Consider the following 19,245-nt stretch of genomic DNA (forward strand, 5'->3'; position numbering starts at 1 on the left):
GACACGGCGCCTTCGCGGGCAAGCCTCGCTCCTACAGGGTGCAGTTGCTTGCGGCTGAGGACATCCCGGCCTATGGTCGTAGGCAGATTTGCCAGGCAGTGATCAGCAGCGTTTTGCTATCAATGGCTGGCCATCCAGTGCAAATCCACAGGAGGTGAAGACATGCCAAACAACACCCGCCCCGCCGTGCTCGAACTGATCGGCAATACGCCGCTGGTGCGCGTCAGCCGCTTTGATACCGGGCCGTGCACGCTGTTTCTCAAACTCGAATCGCAGAACCCCGGCGGTTCGATCAAGGACCGCATCGGCCTGGCGATGATCGACGCCGCCGAGCGCGACGGTCGCCTCAAACCCGGCGGCACCATCGTTGAAGCCACCGCCGGCAACACCGGTTTGGGCCTGGCGCTGGTCGGGCGCGCCAAGGGTTATCGGGTGGTGTTGGTGGTGCCGGACAAGATGTCCACCGAGAAGGTCTTGCACCTCAAAGCCATGGGCGCCGAAGTGCACATCACCCGCTCCGATGTCGGCAAGGGTCATCCCGAGTATTACCAGGACGTCGCCGCGCGTTTGGCCAAGGACATTCCCGACGCGTTTTTCGCCGACCAATTCAATAACCCGGCGAACCCGCTGGCCCACGAATGCAGCACCGCGCCGGAAATCTGGGCGCAAACCCAGCATGACCTCGATGCGATTGTGGTCGGCGTCGGGTCGGCCGGCACGTTGACCGGCCTCACCCGTTTCTTCAAGCGCGTACAACCGAATCTGCAAATGGTTCTCGCCGACCCCATCGGCTCGGTGATGGCCGAATACAGCCGCACCGGCACCCTCGGCACGCCCGGTTCGTGGGCGGTGGAAGGCATTGGCGAAGATTTTATTCCGTCGATTGCCGACCTCTCCAGCGTGCGCCACGCCTACTCGATCAGCGACGAAGAAAGCTTCGATCACGCGCGCCAATTGCTCCGCGCCGAGGGCATTCTCGGCGGTTCATCGACCGGCACGTTGCTCGCCGCAGCCCTGCGTTATTGCCGCGAGCAGACCGAGCCGAAGCGCGTGGTCACGTTCGTCTGCGACACCGGCACGCGTTATCTGTCGAAGGTCTACAACGACCAATGGATGAACGATCAGGGCCTGCTCAAATACAAACATTACGGCGATTTGCGCGACTTGATCGCGCGGCGTTTCGAGGACGGCCGGGTAATCAGCGTCGGCCCGGATGACACCTTGCTCACGGCGTTCCAGCGCATGCGCCTGGCGGACGTTTCGCAACTGCCGGTGCTGGTCGACGGGCAGCAACTGGTCGGGGTGATCGACGAGTCGGATATCCTCCTCGGCATGCAGGAAGACGCCTCGCACTTTCGCATGACCGTCGCCAGCGCCATGACCGGCAAGTTGCAAACCTTGCCGCCGAGCGCCAGTCTGGCACAACTGCAAGCCGAACTTGATCGCGGACTGGTGGCGATCATTGCCGACGCGGCGGGCTTCCACGGTTTGATTACGCGCGTCGATTTGCTCAACCATTTACGGAGATCCCTTACATGAGTCAACACGATGAAACCGGCGCGCCACGCGCTTTCGCCACTCGGGTGATCCACGCGGGCCAGGTTCCAGACCCGTCGACCGGGGCGCTGATGCCGCCGATCTACGCTAACTCAACGTACCTGCAATCGAGCCCCGGCGTGCACAAAGGCCTCGATTACGGGCGCTCGCACAACCCGACGCGCTTTGCTTTGGAGCGCTGCGTCGCCGACCTTGAGGGCGGCACCCAGGCGTTCGCGTTTGCTTCCGGGCTGGCAGCGATTTCCACCGTGCTCGAACTGCTCGATGCCGGTTCGCACATCGTTTCCGGCAATGACTTGTACGGCGGCACTTTCCGTCTGTTCGACAAAGTGCGCCAACGCAGCGCCGGGCACAGTTTCAGCTACGTTGACCTGACCGACCTGTCGGCGTTCGAAGCCTCGCTGCAGGACGACACGCGGATGGTCTGGGTCGAAACCCCGAGCAACCCGCTGTTGAGCCTGACCGATCTGGCCGCCATCGCCCGCGTCTGCCGCGCCCGCGGCATTATCTGCGTCGCCGACAACACCTTCGCCAGCCCGTGGATTCAGCGGCCGCTGGAGTTGGGTTTCGACATCGTCGTGCACTCGACCACCAAATACCTGAATGGCCACTCTGATGTGATCGGCGGCATCGCTGTTGTCGGCAACAACCCGGACCTGGCTGAACGCCTGGGCTTTTTGCAGAATTCGGTCGGCGCAATTTCCGGTCCGTTTGACGCCTTTCTGACCTTGCGCGGCGTGAAAACGTTGGCACTGCGCATGGAGCGCCACTGCAGCAACGCGCTGGAACTGGCGCAATGGCTGGAATCTCAGCCGCAGGTGTCGCGGGTCTATTACCCGGGGCTGCCGTCGCATCCGCAGCACGAGTTGGCTAAGCGGCAAATGCGCGGGTTTGGCGGGATGATTTCGGTGGACCTGAACACAGACTTGGCCGGTTCGAAACGCTTTCTGGAGAACGTGAAGATTTTCGCGTTGGCGGAAAGTCTGGGCGGCGTTGAGAGTTTGATCGAGCACCCGGCGATCATGACCCACGCAAGTATTCCGGCGGAAACCCGGGCGCAGTTGGGCATTGGTGACGGCTTGGTGCGCCTGTCGGTGGGCGTCGAAGACGTAGAAGATCTGCGCGCAGATCTGGCGCAGGCGTTGGCGACGATTTAAGCAAAAGTGAAATAGACAAGCCCCACCACAACACCTTGTAGCAGCTGGCGGAGCCTGCGTTCGGCTGCGCAGCAGTCGCGAAACCAGTCACTGTGGTGTGTCAGAAAAAACTCGCGCAAAACAAATGGCGACTGCTGCGCAGCCGAACGCAGGCTTCGCCAGCTGCTACAGGGGATTCGTGTTGGCTGGGAGAATGGTTTGTCAGTAGGTGAAAAGGGGACAGTGATCTGTCCCCTTTTTTTGGCTTTATGAAGTACCCAGCCCTTGCGACAAATCCGCCGGATTACCCGGATTAACTGGATTCACCCGAGGCTCCGTTTGCGGTTTCGCTTCGGGATCGGTGTGTTCGGTGGTCCTTGTCACCGTATCGCGCACCGCTTCAAACCCCTCCTGCGCCTGATGTTTGACCTTATCGGCCAAGTCCGCGCTGGTCTTGCCCAGATAACGACGCTCAACCGTAGTCGATGGCAACGCCGCGCCCAGCAGCGCGCCAAACGCGATGCCTGCGGCCGCGACCATCAGCGGTTGTTCCTGCAGCAGGTTGGTCAATTGTTGCCCCACCACCTGCGAATTGCGCCGCAGTTTTTCGCCGGCATCGTGCGCGGCATGGCTGAAGTTTTCGCTGGCAGCGCCGAGGCGATCACCCGTGCTGGCGGCCTTGTCCTTCAACGATTGATAACCGTCCTTCAGCGAATCGCCTGCCTGATGCAGTCGGTCGCGCGCGCCATCAATGCCGTCCGCCAGGCCGTCGGCCCATTCGCTGGCAGTGTTTTGATCCGGCCCGACGCGATAACCGGGCCGCGCGGTTGGCGGGCGATTCTGGCTGACCATCAGCCATAACAATCCCACCGAGGTCAGCACCGCCGGCACCGGATTATTGCGCACGCTGGTGCCCAGATTGGTCAGGAACGTGGTGCCGTTGCTTTGCATCATGCCCAGCGCCTGATCGAACATCTGCCCCGGCGTGAACTTGCTTTCCAGCGCGTCGACGATGTGGCCAATGCTTGCCCGTTGCGCATCGATTTCGCGCTCGATGGTTTCCGGACTCTTGCCTGCTTCAGCTTCAAATTCGCGGTTCATGACACTCTCCTGCGCAGCGCTTCCTGGTCTTTATTCAAGGCATCCAGCGTGCGATCCGGCTTGAAATGGGACGGCTCGAATTGCTTCTTGCCCGACTGCAACATGGTGAAGCCAATGATCATCACCACCACGCCGACGATCAGCGCAGCCAGCCATGGCGCCATGAACATGCTCAGCCCGTACACCGCCGACATCAGCAAGATGATCAAACCGGCAAGCAACACAATCGCGCCGCCGGCGACCGCCGCCACGCCTGCCTTGAGCGTGGTGAGGCTGGCCTGGAATTCAGCCTTGGCCAACGCCAGTTCCTTGGAAAACAGCACCGGCACTTCGTGGGACAACTGTCGCAACAACCCGACAATCGAAGCGTCCTGTTCCGCCGCTGGCAGCGGTCTTGAACCCGGCAATTCGGTATCTTGCTTGTTCATCACAGTTCTCCTCGATTGGCTGGCGAGATCGGTGGCTGGGTTGTCGCGAAGTCCGACGGATGTTCGTACTCGCTCGGTGCTGCGGGCGTGCCGCCGGTGGCCAGACCGGGGTTTGGCTCGGCGCGCGAAGGCACGGACGTTTCATAAGGGCGCTGGGCGCCGAAGCCCGATGCGGGCGGCACGGAATGCCCGGCAGCCGGATCCTTTTCACTGGTCGTCGTCGCCGCTGCGCTGGTGCCTGCTTTGAGGAAACGCGACAAACCGAAGCCCAGCGCAATGCTGCCGGCGACAAACAATGCCGGGTTATTGCGCGCCAGTTCGGCGCCGTCGTGCAGCAGTTGTTCGGCGCTCTTGCCGCGCAGATTTTTCGCCAGCCCGCTCATCGACTCGGCGACATCCGCGAGGTAGTCGGACATGCCCAAAGCGTCCTTGTCTTCCATGCCGGAAACGAAGGATTTTGCCCCTTGGGCCAAGGCCTCGATTTGCTCCGCAGCGCTGTCGCGGTATTGCCCGAATTGCGCATCCGCCTGTTGCCGGGCATTGCCGAGCACCTCGGTGACATCCTCTTTCAAGTGATCAAATTGCTGTTCAGGCTTTGCATTGCCCTGACCCTCGGCCTGCGTCCCAGCCCTGTTATCTGAAGTATTCATGGCTACCCTCGCCTTGCGATTTAACAAGCGTTTTCGGGTCTGCCACGAATCAGCCGCAGCTGCCCTTATTGATGATGACGAAGCGCCGTTGCCGGGAGTTCCAAGAAAATGATGAGCGACACAACAAGTCGGACGCATGACCCTTCACGGTTGGCGAAATTGGTCACGGAGGACCGCTAGTCCCAGTTGTCGGCAACTGGCTTGAACTTCCAATCGCCAATGCGCCTCTCCCACTTACCATCCAGAAATCCGCAATGAAGGGAGCAGGACATCATGAGAGCACTCACCTACCACGGTGCGAACGACGTCAAAGTTGACACTGTTCCCGACCCGGTAATCCTCGACAGCAATGACATCATTCTGCGGGTCACGGCGACGGCGATCTGCGGATCGGACTTGCACCTCTATCGCGGGAAAATCCCCACGGTGGAACACGGCGATATCTTCGGCCACGAGTTCATGGGCATCGTCGAGGAAGCAGGTTCCGCGGTAACCGCCGTGCAACCCGGCGACCGCGTGGTGATCCCGTTCGTGATTGCCTGTGGCAGTTGTTTCTTCTGCGAAATGGACCTGTTCGCCGCGTGTGAAACCACCAACACCGGGCGCGGCGCGATCATCAATAAAAAGTCGATTCCGTCCGGCGCCGCGCTGTTTGGTTTCAGCCATATGTACGGCGGGATTCCCGGCGGCCAGGCTGAATACGTGCGCGTGCCTAAAGCCAATACCGGGCCGTTCAAAGTGCCGGGGACGTTATCCGACGAGAAGGTTTTGTTTCTCTCGGACATCTTGCCGACGGCCTATCAAGCGGTGACCAACGCCGGTATCGGCAGCGGCTCCAGCGTGGCGATTTTCGGCGCCGGGCCTGTGGGATTGTTGAGCGCCGCGTGCGCGCGGATGCTCGGTGCCGAGCAGATTTTCATGGTCGATCACCACCCGTATCGCTTGGCGTATGCGCAGAAAACCTACGGGGTGATCCCGATCAACTTCGATGAAGACAATGACCCGGCGGACACGATTATTCGCCAGACCAAAGGCATGCGCGGTGTCGACGGCGTGGTGGATGCGGTGGGTTTTGAAGCCAAGGGCAGCACCACCGAAACGGTGCTCGCGACGCTGAAACTCGAGGGTGGCAGCGGCAAGGCGTTGCGTCAGTGCATCGCTGCCGTGCGGCGTGGCGGGACGGTGAGTGTGCCGGGGGTTTATTCCGGGTTTATCCACGGCTTCATGTTTGGTGATGCGTTCGACAAGGGCCTGACGTTCAAAATGGGCCAGACGCACGTGCAGCGATTCTTGCCGGAATTGCTTGAACACATCGAGACCGGGCGACTCGCGCCGGAGGTCATCATCAGCCACCGGATGTCGCTGGAACAGGCGGCTGAAGGCTACAAGATGTTCGACAAGAAAGAGGACGAGTGCCGCAAAGTCATCCTCACGCCGGGGGATGCGGCGATTGCCTTGCCGGACAGCGACGGCCCGTTTGGGGCGCTGGCGTCCTGATAACGCCGAACCGTAGGAGCGAGGCTTGCCCGCGAAGGTGCCTTCAAATACGCCAAAAGCTTCGCGGGCAAGCCTCGCTCCTACAGGGGATCGGTGCCGTTCACAGATTTCGTGCACACCACCGACCCATGTAGGAGTGAGCCTGCTCGCGATCAGGCCATCACCGCCAACTTCATTCAGAGATCAGTAATTTCCTTGTGACGCGGCACCAGCGTTTTCATCACGCTCCACGCCACCAGGTACGCCACGGCGCAGATCGCAAACATGATCATGTAGCCGGTATGAATGTCGTTGATCGACTTGTAATAGTCGAACACCCAGCCACCGATCTTGGTCATCACCACACCACCCAAACCACCGGCCATGCCGCCGATGCCGACGACCGAAGCCACGGTTTTCTGCGGGAACATGTCGGACACGGTGGTGAAGATGTTGCACGACCACGCCTGGTGCGCCGAGGCGCCGATACCGATCAACAACACCGGAATCCAGAAGCTGATATAGCCCAACGGCTGCGCCAGCAACACCACCAACGGGAACAGTGCGATCACCAGCATGGCTTTCATGCGGCCGTCATACGGTTTGTCGCCGCGTGACATGAAGTAGCTCGGGAACCAGCCACCGCCGATACTGCCGACCATGGTCATGCTGTACAGCACGGCCAACGGAATAACGATGTCCGGGCCTTTCATGCCGTATTGCGCGGACAGGTACGTCGGCAGCCAGAACAGGAAAAACCACCACACGCCGTCCGTCATGAACTTGCCGAAAGCAAACGCCCAGGTCTGGCGATAGGTCAGCAACTTGAACCACGAGACTTTTTTCGCCGGCGCATCGGACACCGGGGTGGCGATCACTTGCACCGGTTCGTCGCTGCGGATGTAGGCCAGTTCTGCCGCCGACAAGCGCTTCTGCTGCTCAGGTTTCTGATACAGCGCGATCCACACCGCCAACCACACAAAACCCAACATGCCGATCACGATAAACGCCGCTTCCCAGCCCCACAGGCCGGCAATCAACGGTACGCAAATCGGTGCCAGAATCGCGCCGACGTTGGCCCCGGAGTTGAAAATGCCGGTGGCGAACGAGCGTTCTTTCTTCGGGAAATATTCGGCAGTCGCTTTGATCGCGATCGGAAAATTACCCGCCTCGCCAATCGCCAGCACCGCCCGCGACAACATGAAACCGGCAATCGACACCGGAATCACCGCGAGGCCGAACGCGCTGCACACCGCGGCAATGCCCTCGCCCATCGGCACCGAAAACGCGTGCATGACCGCACCCGTCGACCAGATCCCGATCGCCACGACAAACGCGGTTTTGGTGCCGATTCTGTCGACCACGCGACCGGCGAACAACATGGAAATCGCATACACAAACTGGAACACCGACGCGATGTTGGCGTAGTCGGAGTTGCTCCAGCCAAATTCCGTCGACAAACCCGGCGCCAACAGGCTGAGCACCTGGCGGTCGAGGTAGTTGACGGTGGTTGCAAAAAACAACAGCGCGCAGATCGTCCAGCGATAGTTGCCTACGGCTTGGCCGACGCGTTGCGCATTGATGGGCTCGTTCAGATTCATAGCATCACTTTATTATTGGACTAGGGTGATGAGCTCTCGACAACCGGTGAGAGCGTGCAGGCACAGGCGCTCCAGGCGCAATGGCCGGAGTCGATGCGGTGCAAGTGCTATGGCGTGTGGGGCGGGCCTGACTGGGCGCAGTGGCAAGCCGTCAGGTGCGAACCGCTGGGGGCGGCGTTCAGCGAGGCGAGGACGCAGGTTGGATTCATGATAGGCCGACACTCTTTTTTATTTTTAGTGTGTAACAGACTCAATATCGTCTATCGTCGTACAACTGCGCCTTTTATATCGAGATGAATAGTCGGCTGTCAATTGGAAAAATGGCCGTTCGTCATCGAACGGCCATCGGATTATTTGACTTTGCGCATGCCAGGCATTGGCTGCAAGGCGTTAACTGGTGCAGTCTTCAGTCCCTGAACACGCATCGAAAACAAAAAATTTGTTGTACGACGACGCATATCAACTACGGTCGATTTGCTGCATGTGCATTTCGGACATGCGCTCGCCGTGCACCGTCAGTTGCGCGAATTGCTCCTCCATCGCCGCCACATCTGCGGCGGTCAACTGCACACCCCGTGCGCCGAGGTTTTCCGTCAGGTGATCGACTCTGCGCGTGCCGGGGATCGGCACAATCCAGGGTTTCTGCGCCAGCAACCACGCCAGCACCACTTGCGCCGGCGTGCCTCCCTTGGCAGCGGCGACTTGGCGCAGGATCTCCACCACTGGCATGTTCGCGGTCATGTTCTCGGGGAACATGCGCGGGAAGCTGCCACGGAAATCGGTCGCCGGATCGAATCGGGTATTGGCGTCCATGGTGCCGGTCAGGAAGCCCTCCCCCAACGGCGCCCACGGCACGAAACCAATGCCCAATTCTTCGCACGCGGCGAGCACGCCGTTGCGCTCCGGGTCACGGCAGAAAAACGAATATTCGGACTGAATGGCCGTCACCGGCTGCACGGCATGGGCGCGGCGCAGGGTTTTCGCACTGGCTTCAGACAGGCCGAAATGCACGACTTTGCCTTCGGCGATCAAATCCTTGATCGTTCCGGCGACGTCTTCGATCGGCACATTCGGATCGACGCGATGCTGGTAGTAAAGGTCGATGCGATCGGTCTGCAAACGCTTTAGCGATTGCTCGACGACTTTGCGAATGTGCTGCGGACGGCTATCGAGCCCGATGGTGCCGTCAATCGCAAAGCCGAATTTGCTGGCTATTTTCACCTGATCGCGGAATGGTTTGAGCGCTTTACCGAGCAATTCTTCGTTGGTGTAAGGGCCGTACACCTCGGCGGTGTCGAAGAAGGTCACGCCTTGCTCGAACGCCGTTCGCAGGGTGTGGATGCCTTGCTCGATGTCGGCGGGCGGGCCGTAGTTGGCGCTGATACTCATGCAGCCGGCGCCGATGGCCGACACCTGCAAATTGCCCAAATGACGCTTGTTCATGTTTGCTGTTCCTGGGTTGGGGTTTTTGGCCTCGGTGATGACGGTGGGCTGGACAGCAGACCCTGCCCAGGCTGAATGTCCAACGGCCAAAGCCGCCCCCGCGAGTGCGGCTTTGGTGATGAAGTCGCGGCGTCCCAGCAAAGTGCATACGCCAACCGGTTTATCGCTGCCCATAATCACTCCTGAATCTGTGCTGCCGCTGGCCGAGCCGAGTGCGGTCAAATGCGCCCCGACGTCAATGTGCGGCCAATCTAACAGTGCCTCCCACAAATGATTAGATGATATGTTCGGAACGTACTTATAACCCTGGGGTATCAATCATGCGGGACAGCGTCAACGATCTGGCAGCGTTCCTGACGGTGGCACGCGAGCGCAGCTTCACCAAAGCCGCCGCCCAATTGGGCGTATCGCAACCGGCGCTGAGCCGCACCATTCGCAAGCTCGAAAGCCGATTAGGCGTGCAATTGCTGACCCGTAGCACCCGCAGCGTTTCGCCCACCGATGCCGGCGAGCGCTTGATCGGGACCATCGCGCCGCACTTCGACGGGATTGAAGCCGGGCTCGCCGACCTTGAAGAATTGAGCGGCAAACCGGCGGGCAACTTGCGCATCACTTCCGTCGAGCACGCCTCGGCGACTATTCTGGCGCCGGCAGTCGGCCAACTGATGCTCGACTACCCGCAGGTGAGCGTCGAAATCAACGACAACTACGGTTTGGTCGACATTGTCGAACAGCGCTACGACGCAGGAATTCGCCTTGGCGAACAGGTGGCCAAAGACATGATCGGGGTGCGCATCGGCCCTGACTTTCGTCAAGCGGTGGTCGGTTCTGCGGCGTATTTTGCGCGTCGACCGCCACCAAAAACGCCGCACGATTTGACCGCGCACATCGGCATCAATCTGCGTTTGCCGACATCGGGGGGATTGTGGTCGTGGCCGTTTGCCAAGAATGGGCATGAGCTGAAAGTCCGGGCGGAAGGTCAGCTGATCTGCAACACGGTGCCGCTGATGCTGGACTTCGCCCTTGCCGGAGTCGGACTTGCTCATCTCCCGGAAGATATCGTCGAGCAACATATCGAGGCCGGCCGGCTAGTGCGCGTCCTCGAAGACTGGTGCCCGATGGTCAGCGGCTACCACCTCTATTATCCGAGCCGCCGCCAGTCCAAACCGGCGTTCAGGCTGTTGCTGGAAATATTGCGTTCTAATCTCACGCCAGCAGCGCGGTAATCCACCGCGCCTGCAGCGAGATTTCTTCCAGCGTCGACGCCGGCACGGCCTGCCGCGCCTTGGCGAAACCGCTCAAGGTCTTGTGCTTCTCGCGCAGGATGCGCTGCCACTTGTCGAGAAATTCCGGGCGGCGGGCCTGCATTTGCAAAGGTCCGAAGTACAGTTCTTCGGCGCTGTAGGTCACCGGTTCGGCGCGTTCGGCGACGATGATTTCGTAGTAGAATCGGTTTTCCCGCAGCAGTTCTTCGCAGAGGATTCGGTAGCCGTTGTCCATCAGCCATTGGCGCAACGGCTGCTCGCCGCCATTGGGTTGGAGGATCAGCCGTTCATTGCCGCTGAGGCGCGATTTGCCGCGGTCGAGGATGTCGCGAATGGTCTCGCCGCCCATGCCGCAGATGCTGATCGCGTTGATCGCATCGCCGGGCTCGATCGCCGCCAAGCCGCTGGCATGGCGCACGCTGATCTGCGCATCGAGGTCGCTCTCGCGCACGGTGCGCTGCGCTGCATTGAACGGCGTCAACGCCACCTCTCCCGCCACCGCCGCCGCGATCAGACCTCGGCGCATCAACGCCACCGGCAAGTAGCCGTGATCCGAGCCGATATCAGCCAGCCGCGCCCCCGCAGGCACATGCGCCGCGACACGCTCAAGGCGCATCGACAATGTGTGTTCGTTCAACTGCAATTCCTTTTCACCACGGACGCCGACACACCGGCCGGATCGGGGCGCGACTCTGTCGAGCAATGTCGGGCGTGTCAACTTTATGCGACAAACGCCTTGAATTTCGGCACCGAAACACAGTCCCTGTAGGAGCAAAGCTTGCTCGCGATGACGGCTGAACATTCAGCATCGATGTCGAATGCCAATCGCGAGCAAGCTTTGCTCCTACAGAGTTTCCAGCCAGGTATTGCGCATCTCATGAAAATCGCGATCATTTCCGACACGCACAACCTGCTCCGGCCGCAAGCGATTGCCGCGCTGCAAGGCTGCGAGCAGATCATCCACGCCGGTGATATCGGCAATGCCGAGATCCTCGCGCAACTCGTCGCCATCGCCCCGGTCCACGTGGTGCGCGGCAACAACGATTTGAAATCGGCGTGGGCGGCGGAGATCCCTGACGTGCTGACTTTCGATCTCAACGGCTGGCAGACCTTGCTGGTTCACGACATCGCCGACGTCCCGGCCAATCTTGCGCCCGAGACGCGACTGGTGATCACCGGCCACTCGCACAAACCCTGCATCGAGTGGCGCGGTGAACGCCTTTACATCAACCCCGGAAGCGCCGGGCCGCGACGCTTCAAGTTGCCGGTGACGCTGGCATTACTGGAGGTTCGGGACGACGCCATCGAGCCGCGCCTGGTGCATTTGCTCGACCCTGCGGACTGAAGCTCAGTCGTAAAACGGCTCAACCGCCGCACGACTGCCGACGAAAAAGCTGTCCGCTACCAAGCGCAATGGTTGCACATCGAGGTCGCTGGCCTGGTCGCTGATCAGCTGTTGGAAATGCCGGTACACCGCGGCGTATTCGCCCTCCTCCGACACCGCTTGGCGTACGCCGTCGATGCTCAACAACGCACCGCCGTTGTCGAGGCGCAGGACGCCTTCGGTGCAGCGGATTTCGATGCTCCAGAGTTCGTCGTGACCGTGATCGAAATCGAACTCCGCGCGGACATCCAGTTGGCGCGCGTCGGACATTTTGATCGATGCGGCGATCGGCGACTGGCAGTTGCTCGGCACGCGCAGTTCGGCGGACTCGACGAACAGCGGCAGCGCCAGCAAATGCGTGGCGATCGACAAGGCATTGATGCCCGGATCGAACACGCCCAGACCACCCGGTTGCCAGATCCAGGTCTGGCCGGGGTGCCACTTGCGCACGTCTTCTTTCCAGTCGATTTGCACGCTTTGCAGGGTGCGCGAAGCGAGCCAGTCACGCGCAGTCTCGATGCCCGGCGCGTAACGCGAATGCCAGGCGAACAAGCCGCTGACGCCCTGCGCTGCAACCTGATCGACCAGCGCCATGGCCTCACCCAACGTGGCGCAGGGCGGCTTTTCTACCAGCACATGTTTGCCGGCGGCCAGCGCTTGTTGGACCAACGCGAATCGCCCTTGCGGCGGCGTGCAAAAGGCAATCGCATCGACCTGCGGACCTTTCTCAAGCAACTCGCTCAGGGACAGAAAATTCTCTACCCCGGCGCACGGCTGTCCTTGCGTTGCGACAGCCACCAACTGAAACGCCGGGTTGGCATGGATGGCGGGAACGTGTTGATCCTGGGCAATCTTGCCGTAGCCCACCAGACCTAGACGAATCGGATGCATCGATGACTCCTGATTTTTTGTTTTAGCCGGCTAAGCTAACAGGCAATCGCCCCACGTCGCCAGATGGGGCGATTGATCAGGTGCCGTTCCTGCGGTCAGTCGACGACCCGTATGCGGGTGATTCCGACCAACTCGGCCTGGGCCAGAATCTCTTCCGGTGTCGCGTCGGCAGTCGGCATGATCAGGCTGTTTTCGCTGTCCCCGAAATGCAGTTGCAGCAAGTGCATCGCCGCGTCATGCACGGACAACTGCGACTGCTTGAATTCAAAAGCCTGGGTGCGCGGCTCGCCGTTAAACAGGTATTCCAGGGTGAAGGTATGCATGGTTGATCCTCGATGTGGAAGGAATGCAGCTGATTATCCTGACTTGTCGGTCAGTTTATAGTTCAACCCAGCGGCTGTTTGGCATGACGTGATGCACGTGGACCCGGTCGAAACCCGTGGGCTCGCGCGCACCAGACAATCGCAAATGCCAACCCGGTCAGCAGCAACATCGTCCACGGAAAAGAACCTGCGCCCCACTTGTCGAGCATGACGCCGCCGACTACGCCGCTCCCTGCGATTGCGCTGTTCCACGCCACGACATTCAACGACAACGCGACATCCGCGCCATCACCTGCAGCGTCCGCCAATGCCGTCTGCAACAACGTCGCCGCGCCGCCGAAACTCAGCCCCCACACTGCCACGCCAACATAGATCACCAGCGGCCCGCTGCCTGCCAAAGCAAACGCCAGACACACGGCCGCGAGTGCGGCCAGGCTCGCCAGCACGGTTGCGCGCAACGACAGCTCGACGCGTTTTGCGGTCAGCCAAATGCCTGCCAGCGCGGCGACACCAAACACCAACAACACCCGATCAACCTGGCTGCCCAAACCCGCCGGAGCCACGAACGGTGCGATGAAGGTGTACAGAATGTTGTGCGCCAACATCCAGCTGATCACCACGGCCAGCACGGGCCGCACGCCCGGCGTGGTCAGCACTGCGCGCAGCGAGCGGCGCTGATGCGCGGCTTGCGGCGGGTAATCCGGGACTTTCAGCAACACCCAGGCGATCAACACCAAGGTCAATCCGGACATCATCCCGAACGTCGTGCGCCAACCGACGAGCCCTCCCAGCCAAGTACCCAGCGGCACCCCCAGCGACAGGGCGATCGGCGTTCCGACCATCGCCAGCGCCAGCGCCTTGCCCTGTTGCTCGGGCGCAACCATCCGCCGGGCGTAGCCGGCCAACAGGCTCCAGGCCAACCCCGCTGCGACACCCGCGAAGAAGCGCGCCACCAGCGTCACGCCGTAGTGGGACGACAACGCGGTGATCGAGTTGAACAGCAAGAAACCGACGATGGTCAGCAGCAACACGTTGCGTCGGCGCCATCCGCGCGTGGCGATGGTCATCGGGATGACCGCCACCACCGATCCCAACGCATAAGCAGTAACCATTTGTCCGGCCATCGAGGGCGAGATCGCCAGGCCCTCACTGATCAGCGGCAACAGGCCGGCGGGCAATGTTTCGGTGACGATGCAGATGAAACCGGTCATGGCCAGCGCGAGCAAAGCGCCGATGGGTAGCCGGTCGGGCGTTGCGGATAACGTTATCGAGGCGGTCAAGGGGTGCTCCTGATTAAAGTTGTTCAGACTTAAATACTGATCGATATAAATGTTGCGGGAAGACGTCGCTCGTTGTCAACGACTTATGTATCGACTAGTATTTATCTCAACTTTCACAGGAGTCAGGACATGGCGCAGATGGGTCGCCCCCGCAATTTTGACCGCGATCAAGCCGTGGAGCAGGCGTTGCACCTGTTCTGGCAGCATGGTTATGACGCGACGTCCCTCGCCCAGTTGAAGGCCGGGCTGGGTGGCGGTATTTCCGCGCCGAGTTTTTATGCGGCGTTCGGCTCCAAAGAGGCATTGTTCGCCGAGTGCGTGCAGCGTTATCTGACGACCTTCGCCCAGGTCACGCAATGTTTGTGGGACGAAAGCCTTGCACCCCGGCAGGCAATCGAGCGCGCGTTGCGCCAGTCCGCGCGTATGCAATGTGAGGATGGGCATCCGAAGGGGTGCATGGTCGCTCTGGGTGTCATGAGCGCGCCCAGCCCGGAAAACGCGCGGGTCACCGATGCCCTGACGCAGTCCCGCGAGCGCACTCGTGCAGGCCTGCAATCGTGCGTCGAGCGCGGGATCGCGGCCGGTGATCTGCCCGCCACTGTCCACGCGCCGGCGATGGCCACGGTGTTCGACAGCTTCTTGCAGGGCATTTCGATTCTCGCCCGGGACAATGTCGCGCATGAAGTCATCGACGCGGCCATCACGCAGATTCTGCAGACATGGGATATCACCGCAGCAACCGTGCAGCCAGAGGTGACGCCGGTAGTCGCCGTATAAGTGCCTGAAACCTGATGAATCAACCAGAAACCTAAAGCGCCATCACGGATCCACCTGCCCCATCATTTCCGCCACCGACTCTTGGCGATTGGCGTAACGCTGCGCCAGCACCGCGCACACCATCAGCTGAATTTGGTGGAACAGCATCAGTGGCAGGATCAACACGCCCAGCGTGCTGCCGGCGAACAGTACTTGCGCCATCGGCACGCCGGTCGCGAGGCTCTTCTTTGAGCCGCAGAACAGAATGGTGATGCGATCTTCCTGATTGAAGCGGAAGACCTTGCCCAGCAAGGACGACGCCAGCAGCACCAGCGCCAGCACGATGCAGCACACCAGCACCAGCCCGGCGAGTTGCCACAGCGGAATCTGATGCCAGATGCCTTCGTTCACCGCCTCGCTGAACGCGCCGTAGACCACCAGCAGGATCGAGCCTTGATCGACGAATTTCAGCCAACCCTTGTTACGCGCCACCCAGTTGCCGACCCAGCGCCGCGCGATTTGTCCGGCCACGAATGGCAGCAACAATTGCACGCTGATTTTCAGAATGGCGTCGATGGTCGAGCCGCCGTCGCCGTGCACGTCCAGCAGCAACGTCACCAGCAACGGCGTGAGAAAGATCCCGAACAGGCTCGATGCCGCCGCACTGCAGATCGCCGCAGGGACGTTACCGCGCGCCAGTGAAGTAAAGGCAATCGCCGACTGCACCGTCGCGGGCAGCGCGCAGAGGTAGAGCATGCCCATGTACAGATCGTCGCCGATCAGCGGCGAAAGCAGCGGTTTAAGGGCGAACCCGATGATCGGGAACAGGATAAAAGTGAGGCTGAACACCAGCAAATGCAGGCGCCAATGCCCTGCCCCGGCAATGATCGATTCACGCGACAGTTTGGCACCATGCAGGAAGAACAACAGCGCAATGGCGATGTTGGTCAACCAGCCAAAACCGACGGCTACTTGACCACTGGCGGGCAGGAAACTGGCCAGAAGCACCACGCCAATCAGCGTAAGGGTGAAGTTATCGGGTAAAAAACGGGGACGGGTCATCTGGGTTTATCCGGGCGCCGGGAACAGTGCGCTCACTCTACGCGCCAGTAACATGACCGACTAACGCCAATAACCCAGGGTATAGCGCCAAACGGACAGGCCTAAATCGAAGTGACCGAATTCGCCACCCCGTGATAATCGCCGCCCGCCACGGCGCGCATGTAAGCGGCATCCGCTTCTACGCGCAAATCACGCCACTCTTCCCAGTTAACAATGCCCTGACGATCCATTTCATCAGCCTGGCGCAGCAATTCTTCATGATAAGCATCCGGGCATTCCCTGCGCAGCGAACAGTTATCCAGCGCTTGGTGCCACGCATCCAGCGCACAAAGTCTGTGTTCTTGTTCCGGGGTCAGCAGGTTCTTGAATGAGTTCATGACGGTATCCAGTAAAAGAGCAACTGCACTGACAGCGCTAAACCAATAATTAATGTTTCCCGCGTGGCGTGACGATCAACTCCACAGCGGCGATTCGATCGACAACTTCATAACCTGGCACCAGCAATTCTTCGCCAAACACATCCGGGTCGAGTTCGCGGTAACTCCAATCGAGCTGTTGGTTATCCAGGCACTCGTGCATCGCAGCGAGAAACGGATCTTCACCGTTGACGATGGCGACGCCGGTATACAGCAACAACGAACCGCCGACGGACAAGCGCTCGATCGACTCGCGAACTATGCGTACAGACAAGTCCGCGCCGAGCGAATCACCACCATGGCGATAAGCGCGTTTTTTCGCGTCCTTCATGTAAGGCGGATTGGCGACAATCAGATCAAATTCGCCGTCCACGTCGTTAAGCACATTGCTGGAGCGGCAACGCACATTGCTCAGGCCGGCAAGTTCTGCATTCACTTCGGTGAAACCCAGCGCTTTCGGATTGATATCTACCGCAAGCACTTCGGCCTGGGTTTCAGCTTTGGCAATCAACAACGCCCCGGCGCCGGTTCCGCAACCGATATCTACCGCACGTTTGATTGCGTGGCGATTGCTGGCGAGATGACGCTGAATAGACTGGGCAAATCGATAAGTATCAGGACCAAAGAACACCGAGTCTTCCGCCGTGGTCGGGAATGCCGAATGCACCAGTAACAAGCCATCCAGCGACGACCATCTGACTGCACTCTTCAGGCGCGAGCCGTCATATTGCAGCAGCCCATTTTCAATCAGCGCGCCCTCTTCTTCGCGGTTCAACAAGCCCGATTCAAAGAACCTGTTCCAGCCAAACGCGTCTCGAAGGGTTTCGCCGAGGGCATTTTCCGGGCGCTCGTTGACCCGCTGATGGGTTAATGGCGTCGGCGTGACGAACGTATAGCCGCTGTTCTTTAACAGCTGACCCAACTGCAACAACGATGCCCGCAAGTCAGTCGAACTTTGCACTAGCGCTGGATCCTGGCCGCTCATGCGTGCAGTCCTTTGATGTTCTCGCTCATCACTTTGACGAACTCGCGCGTGGCATACAGCCCCGCTGGTGTGGCGTGCATGGCGGGACACATGAAGTCCTTGAGCAACGACATTTTCTCGCCAGCCGCACAGCGTTTCAGCGCGCTGATCAAACCCTGCAAGTCCGGGTCGATTTGCTCTACCGAGGACGGCAATTCCTGTTGCGCGGCACTCTTGCTGCGGAACTGGAAGCGGAATGCATTGGACGTAACGCCAGCGCTTTCCTCAACGAGGCGATCGCCCGCGATCCAATCCCAGAGCAATTGTTTTTCGTATTCGGAGAACACCCCGAACATCGGCGCACCGGCGCCATCGATCAACTTCCAGAAACGACTGTTGGCCGGGTCTTCATGCCGGCGGATCCAGCCTTTCTTCAGCAAAGCATCAAGGAAACCGGGGATCTGCTCGGGTTTGGCCAGCCACTCGTTTATGGTCAGGCCTTCGAGACGGCAATAGTCGGAATGCATGTGCTGGCCGAACGTCCGCTTGCGTTCCAGCATCGCCACCACTTCTTGATAAAGATCGAACGACTTGATGATCGAGGTCGAACAAACCCCCAATTCATTAAGTTTGTAGCCCTGAATCACCCGACGATAGAAGTCGTCGCGCTCGGCACCCATCGGCATCAGCGACAACACACTCTGCGCCGCTTTGCGCGCATGCCCGGTGCTGGCGTTATCAATCGTCACGTGCAGGCTGAAGTAATACGGGTCGATTCCCAGTTCATTCAGCTCGAAAGAAGTGATCAACAAGTGCAGCGGAAGTTGTTCGTAACCGAGGTTGTAGCCAATGACTTCAGGAAGGAATTCGGTGCCGTGCTGGCCGAGCGCAAGTTGAATCGCGCCTTGCAGGTAATACTCGTCCTCCAGCGTGTAGCCGGGGTCGCAATCAACGTCGGCAACCAACTTTTTATACAACGACACATGATTGAGCGCCGGATCGCCATCGCCCAGCTCTTCGAGGTAAGTGCGAATCAAGCCGTGAAAACGATAGTCCGCCCAATGCGGCAACATCCCATATAGCCAGGCGCCATCAACCAGTTTGGTCGGGGCCACATGCTGCAGGAAGTACATCGCATGGCTGCGGCCGGCGAAGAATCGGCGCGGCGCGCCGGCATGGCGTTCTTTCAAGTAAGCGGCATATTGCTCGGCGACTTTGCCGACACCTTGGCCGATCCAGTCTTCAAGGTGTTCCGGCATGGCCGGCACGTCACAGGTTTCGTGGTCAGCGAGGGCCAACTGCTGTTGCAGGAAATCCACCACATCGACCTCGCGCAGTTTTTCGCTCGGCTGCATCAAGGCTTCGTAAATGGCCTTGGTCTGGTTGGCGTCGGCTACCACCGGATGACCTACTGGCGTGCCTGTAAGGGTCTGAAGGAGTGTCATAGGTTTACCTGGCAGTATCAAATCCAAAAGAATCGCGGCTTTGTGCCGCTCTAATTCTTACGATTCA

Annotated in this window: 19 protein-coding genes; 6 read left to right on the top strand and 13 right to left on the bottom strand. The window is 59.9% G+C overall.

What is annotated here, in order from left to right; translation table 11 throughout:
- Nucleotides 1-162 precede the first annotated feature (162 nt).
- Entirely contained in the window at nt 163-1,539 is a 1,377-nt protein-coding gene (locus BLU01_RS01430; protein WP_092269837.1) for a pyridoxal-phosphate dependent enzyme, read from the top strand.
- Nucleotides 1,536-2,714: a cystathionine gamma-synthase gene (locus BLU01_RS01435; RefSeq protein WP_092269840.1), complete on the top strand. Its 1,179-nt coding sequence runs from the start codon at nt 1,536-1,538 to the stop codon at nt 2,712-2,714. Before BLU01_RS01430 ends, BLU01_RS01435 begins: the two co-directional genes overlap by 4 nt.
- Before the next feature lie 246 nt (nt 2,715-2,960).
- Here the strand turns inward: BLU01_RS01435 and BLU01_RS01440 are convergent, their stop codons facing one another.
- From BLU01_RS01440 to BLU01_RS01450, 3 genes are read right to left on the bottom strand one after another with little or no spacing between them, the layout of a single operon-like run.
- Complete coding sequence (locus BLU01_RS01440; RefSeq protein ID WP_092269843.1) at nt 2,961-3,794, bottom strand: DUF3618 domain-containing protein; 834 nt, start codon at nt 3,792-3,794, stop codon at nt 2,961-2,963.
- Nucleotides 3,791-4,222, bottom strand: a complete 432-nt coding sequence (locus tag BLU01_RS01445) for a phage holin family protein (RefSeq protein ID WP_092269845.1) — start codon at nt 4,220-4,222, stop codon at nt 3,791-3,793. Before BLU01_RS01445 ends, BLU01_RS01440 begins: the two co-directional genes overlap by 4 nt.
- A complete protein-coding gene (locus tag BLU01_RS01450; protein WP_092269848.1) occupies nt 4,222-4,872 on the bottom strand; it encodes a hypothetical protein in 651 nt (216 codons plus the stop codon). The genes BLU01_RS01445 and BLU01_RS01450 overlap by 1 nt, the downstream gene beginning before the upstream one ends.
- Nucleotides 4,873-5,145: 273 nt before the next feature.
- On the opposite strand from BLU01_RS01450, the gene BLU01_RS01455 reads away from it, so the two are divergent.
- Complete coding sequence (locus BLU01_RS01455; protein ID WP_092269851.1) at nt 5,146-6,369, top strand: zinc-dependent alcohol dehydrogenase; 1,224 nt, start codon at nt 5,146-5,148, stop codon at nt 6,367-6,369.
- Nucleotides 6,370-6,545: 176 nt separating this feature from the next.
- On the opposite strand, the gene BLU01_RS01460 is transcribed toward BLU01_RS01455, so the two are convergent.
- A complete protein-coding gene (locus tag BLU01_RS01460; RefSeq protein ID WP_092269854.1) occupies nt 6,546-7,949 on the bottom strand; it encodes an MFS transporter in 1,404 nt (467 codons plus the stop codon).
- A gap of 459 nt (nt 7,950-8,408) precedes the next feature.
- Complete coding sequence (locus BLU01_RS01465) at nt 8,409-9,566, bottom strand: aldo/keto reductase (RefSeq protein ID WP_157720133.1); 1,158 nt, start codon at nt 9,564-9,566, stop codon at nt 8,409-8,411.
- Nucleotides 9,567-9,709: 143 nt separating this feature from the next.
- Between BLU01_RS01465 and BLU01_RS01470 the strand changes: the two genes are divergently transcribed.
- Entirely contained in the window at nt 9,710-10,618 is a 909-nt protein-coding gene (locus BLU01_RS01470) for a LysR family transcriptional regulator (RefSeq protein ID WP_092281406.1), read from the top strand.
- On the opposite strand, the gene BLU01_RS01475 is transcribed toward BLU01_RS01470, so the two are convergent.
- Nucleotides 10,599-11,294 (bottom strand): tRNA (adenine(22)-N(1))-methyltransferase, encoded by a 696-nt coding sequence (locus tag BLU01_RS01475; RefSeq protein ID WP_231987123.1) that lies wholly within the window; start codon nt 11,292-11,294, stop codon nt 10,599-10,601. The two genes, BLU01_RS01470 and BLU01_RS01475, sit on opposite strands and share 20 nt — an antisense overlap.
- Before the next feature lie 240 nt (nt 11,295-11,534).
- Here BLU01_RS01475 and BLU01_RS01480 point away from each other — a divergent pair, with 240 nt between their 5' ends.
- Entirely contained in the window at nt 11,535-12,002 is a 468-nt protein-coding gene (locus BLU01_RS01480; protein ID WP_092281408.1) for a metallophosphoesterase family protein, read from the top strand.
- 3 nt (nt 12,003-12,005) lie between these two features.
- On the opposite strand, the gene BLU01_RS01485 is transcribed toward BLU01_RS01480, so the two are convergent.
- The 3 genes from BLU01_RS01485 to BLU01_RS01495 all read right to left on the bottom strand — a co-directional run bounded on the left by BLU01_RS01485 (nt 12,006) and on the right by BLU01_RS01495 (nt 14,535).
- Entirely contained in the window at nt 12,006-12,932 is a 927-nt protein-coding gene (locus BLU01_RS01485; protein ID WP_092269860.1) for a Gfo/Idh/MocA family protein, read from the bottom strand.
- A gap of 95 nt (nt 12,933-13,027) precedes the next feature.
- Nucleotides 13,028-13,255, bottom strand: a complete 228-nt coding sequence (locus BLU01_RS01490) for a hypothetical protein (RefSeq protein WP_092269864.1) — start codon at nt 13,253-13,255, stop codon at nt 13,028-13,030.
- Between the two features lie 62 nt (nt 13,256-13,317).
- Nucleotides 13,318-14,535 (bottom strand): MFS transporter, encoded by a 1,218-nt coding sequence (locus BLU01_RS01495; protein WP_092269867.1) that lies wholly within the window; start codon nt 14,533-14,535, stop codon nt 13,318-13,320.
- Between the two features lie 129 nt (nt 14,536-14,664).
- Here BLU01_RS01495 and BLU01_RS01500 point away from each other — a divergent pair, with 129 nt between their 5' ends.
- Nucleotides 14,665-15,312 carry a TetR/AcrR family transcriptional regulator gene (locus BLU01_RS01500; RefSeq protein WP_092269870.1) on the top strand — a complete coding sequence of 216 codons (648 nt, stop codon included), beginning with the start codon at nt 14,665-14,667 and terminating at the stop codon, nt 15,310-15,312.
- Nucleotides 15,313-15,354: 42 nt separating this feature from the next.
- Here the strand turns inward: BLU01_RS01500 and BLU01_RS01505 are convergent, their stop codons facing one another.
- The 4 genes from BLU01_RS01505 to BLU01_RS01520 all read right to left on the bottom strand — a co-directional run bounded on the left by BLU01_RS01505 (nt 15,355) and on the right by BLU01_RS01520 (nt 19,178).
- Nucleotides 15,355-16,353 carry a bile acid:sodium symporter family protein gene (locus tag BLU01_RS01505; protein ID WP_092269873.1) on the bottom strand — a complete coding sequence of 333 codons (999 nt, stop codon included), beginning with the start codon at nt 16,351-16,353 and terminating at the stop codon, nt 15,355-15,357.
- Nucleotides 16,354-16,454: 101 nt separating this feature from the next.
- Nucleotides 16,455-16,730 carry a hypothetical protein gene (locus BLU01_RS01510; protein ID WP_092269876.1) on the bottom strand — a complete coding sequence of 92 codons (276 nt, stop codon included), beginning with the start codon at nt 16,728-16,730 and terminating at the stop codon, nt 16,455-16,457.
- A 49-nt stretch (nt 16,731-16,779) separates the two neighbouring features.
- Nucleotides 16,780-17,754, bottom strand: a complete 975-nt coding sequence (locus BLU01_RS01515) for a methyltransferase (protein WP_092269878.1) — start codon at nt 17,752-17,754, stop codon at nt 16,780-16,782.
- Nucleotides 17,751-19,178, bottom strand: coding sequence for an iron-containing redox enzyme family protein (locus BLU01_RS01520; protein WP_092269881.1), 1,428 nt, complete (start codon nt 19,176-19,178; stop codon nt 17,751-17,753). Before BLU01_RS01520 ends, BLU01_RS01515 begins: the two co-directional genes overlap by 4 nt.
- Between the last annotated feature and the right edge of the window lie 67 nt (nt 19,179-19,245).

Source organism: Pseudomonas prosekii (assembly GCF_900105155.1).
GTDB classification, from domain to species: domain Bacteria; phylum Pseudomonadota; class Gammaproteobacteria; order Pseudomonadales; family Pseudomonadaceae; genus Aquipseudomonas; species Aquipseudomonas prosekii.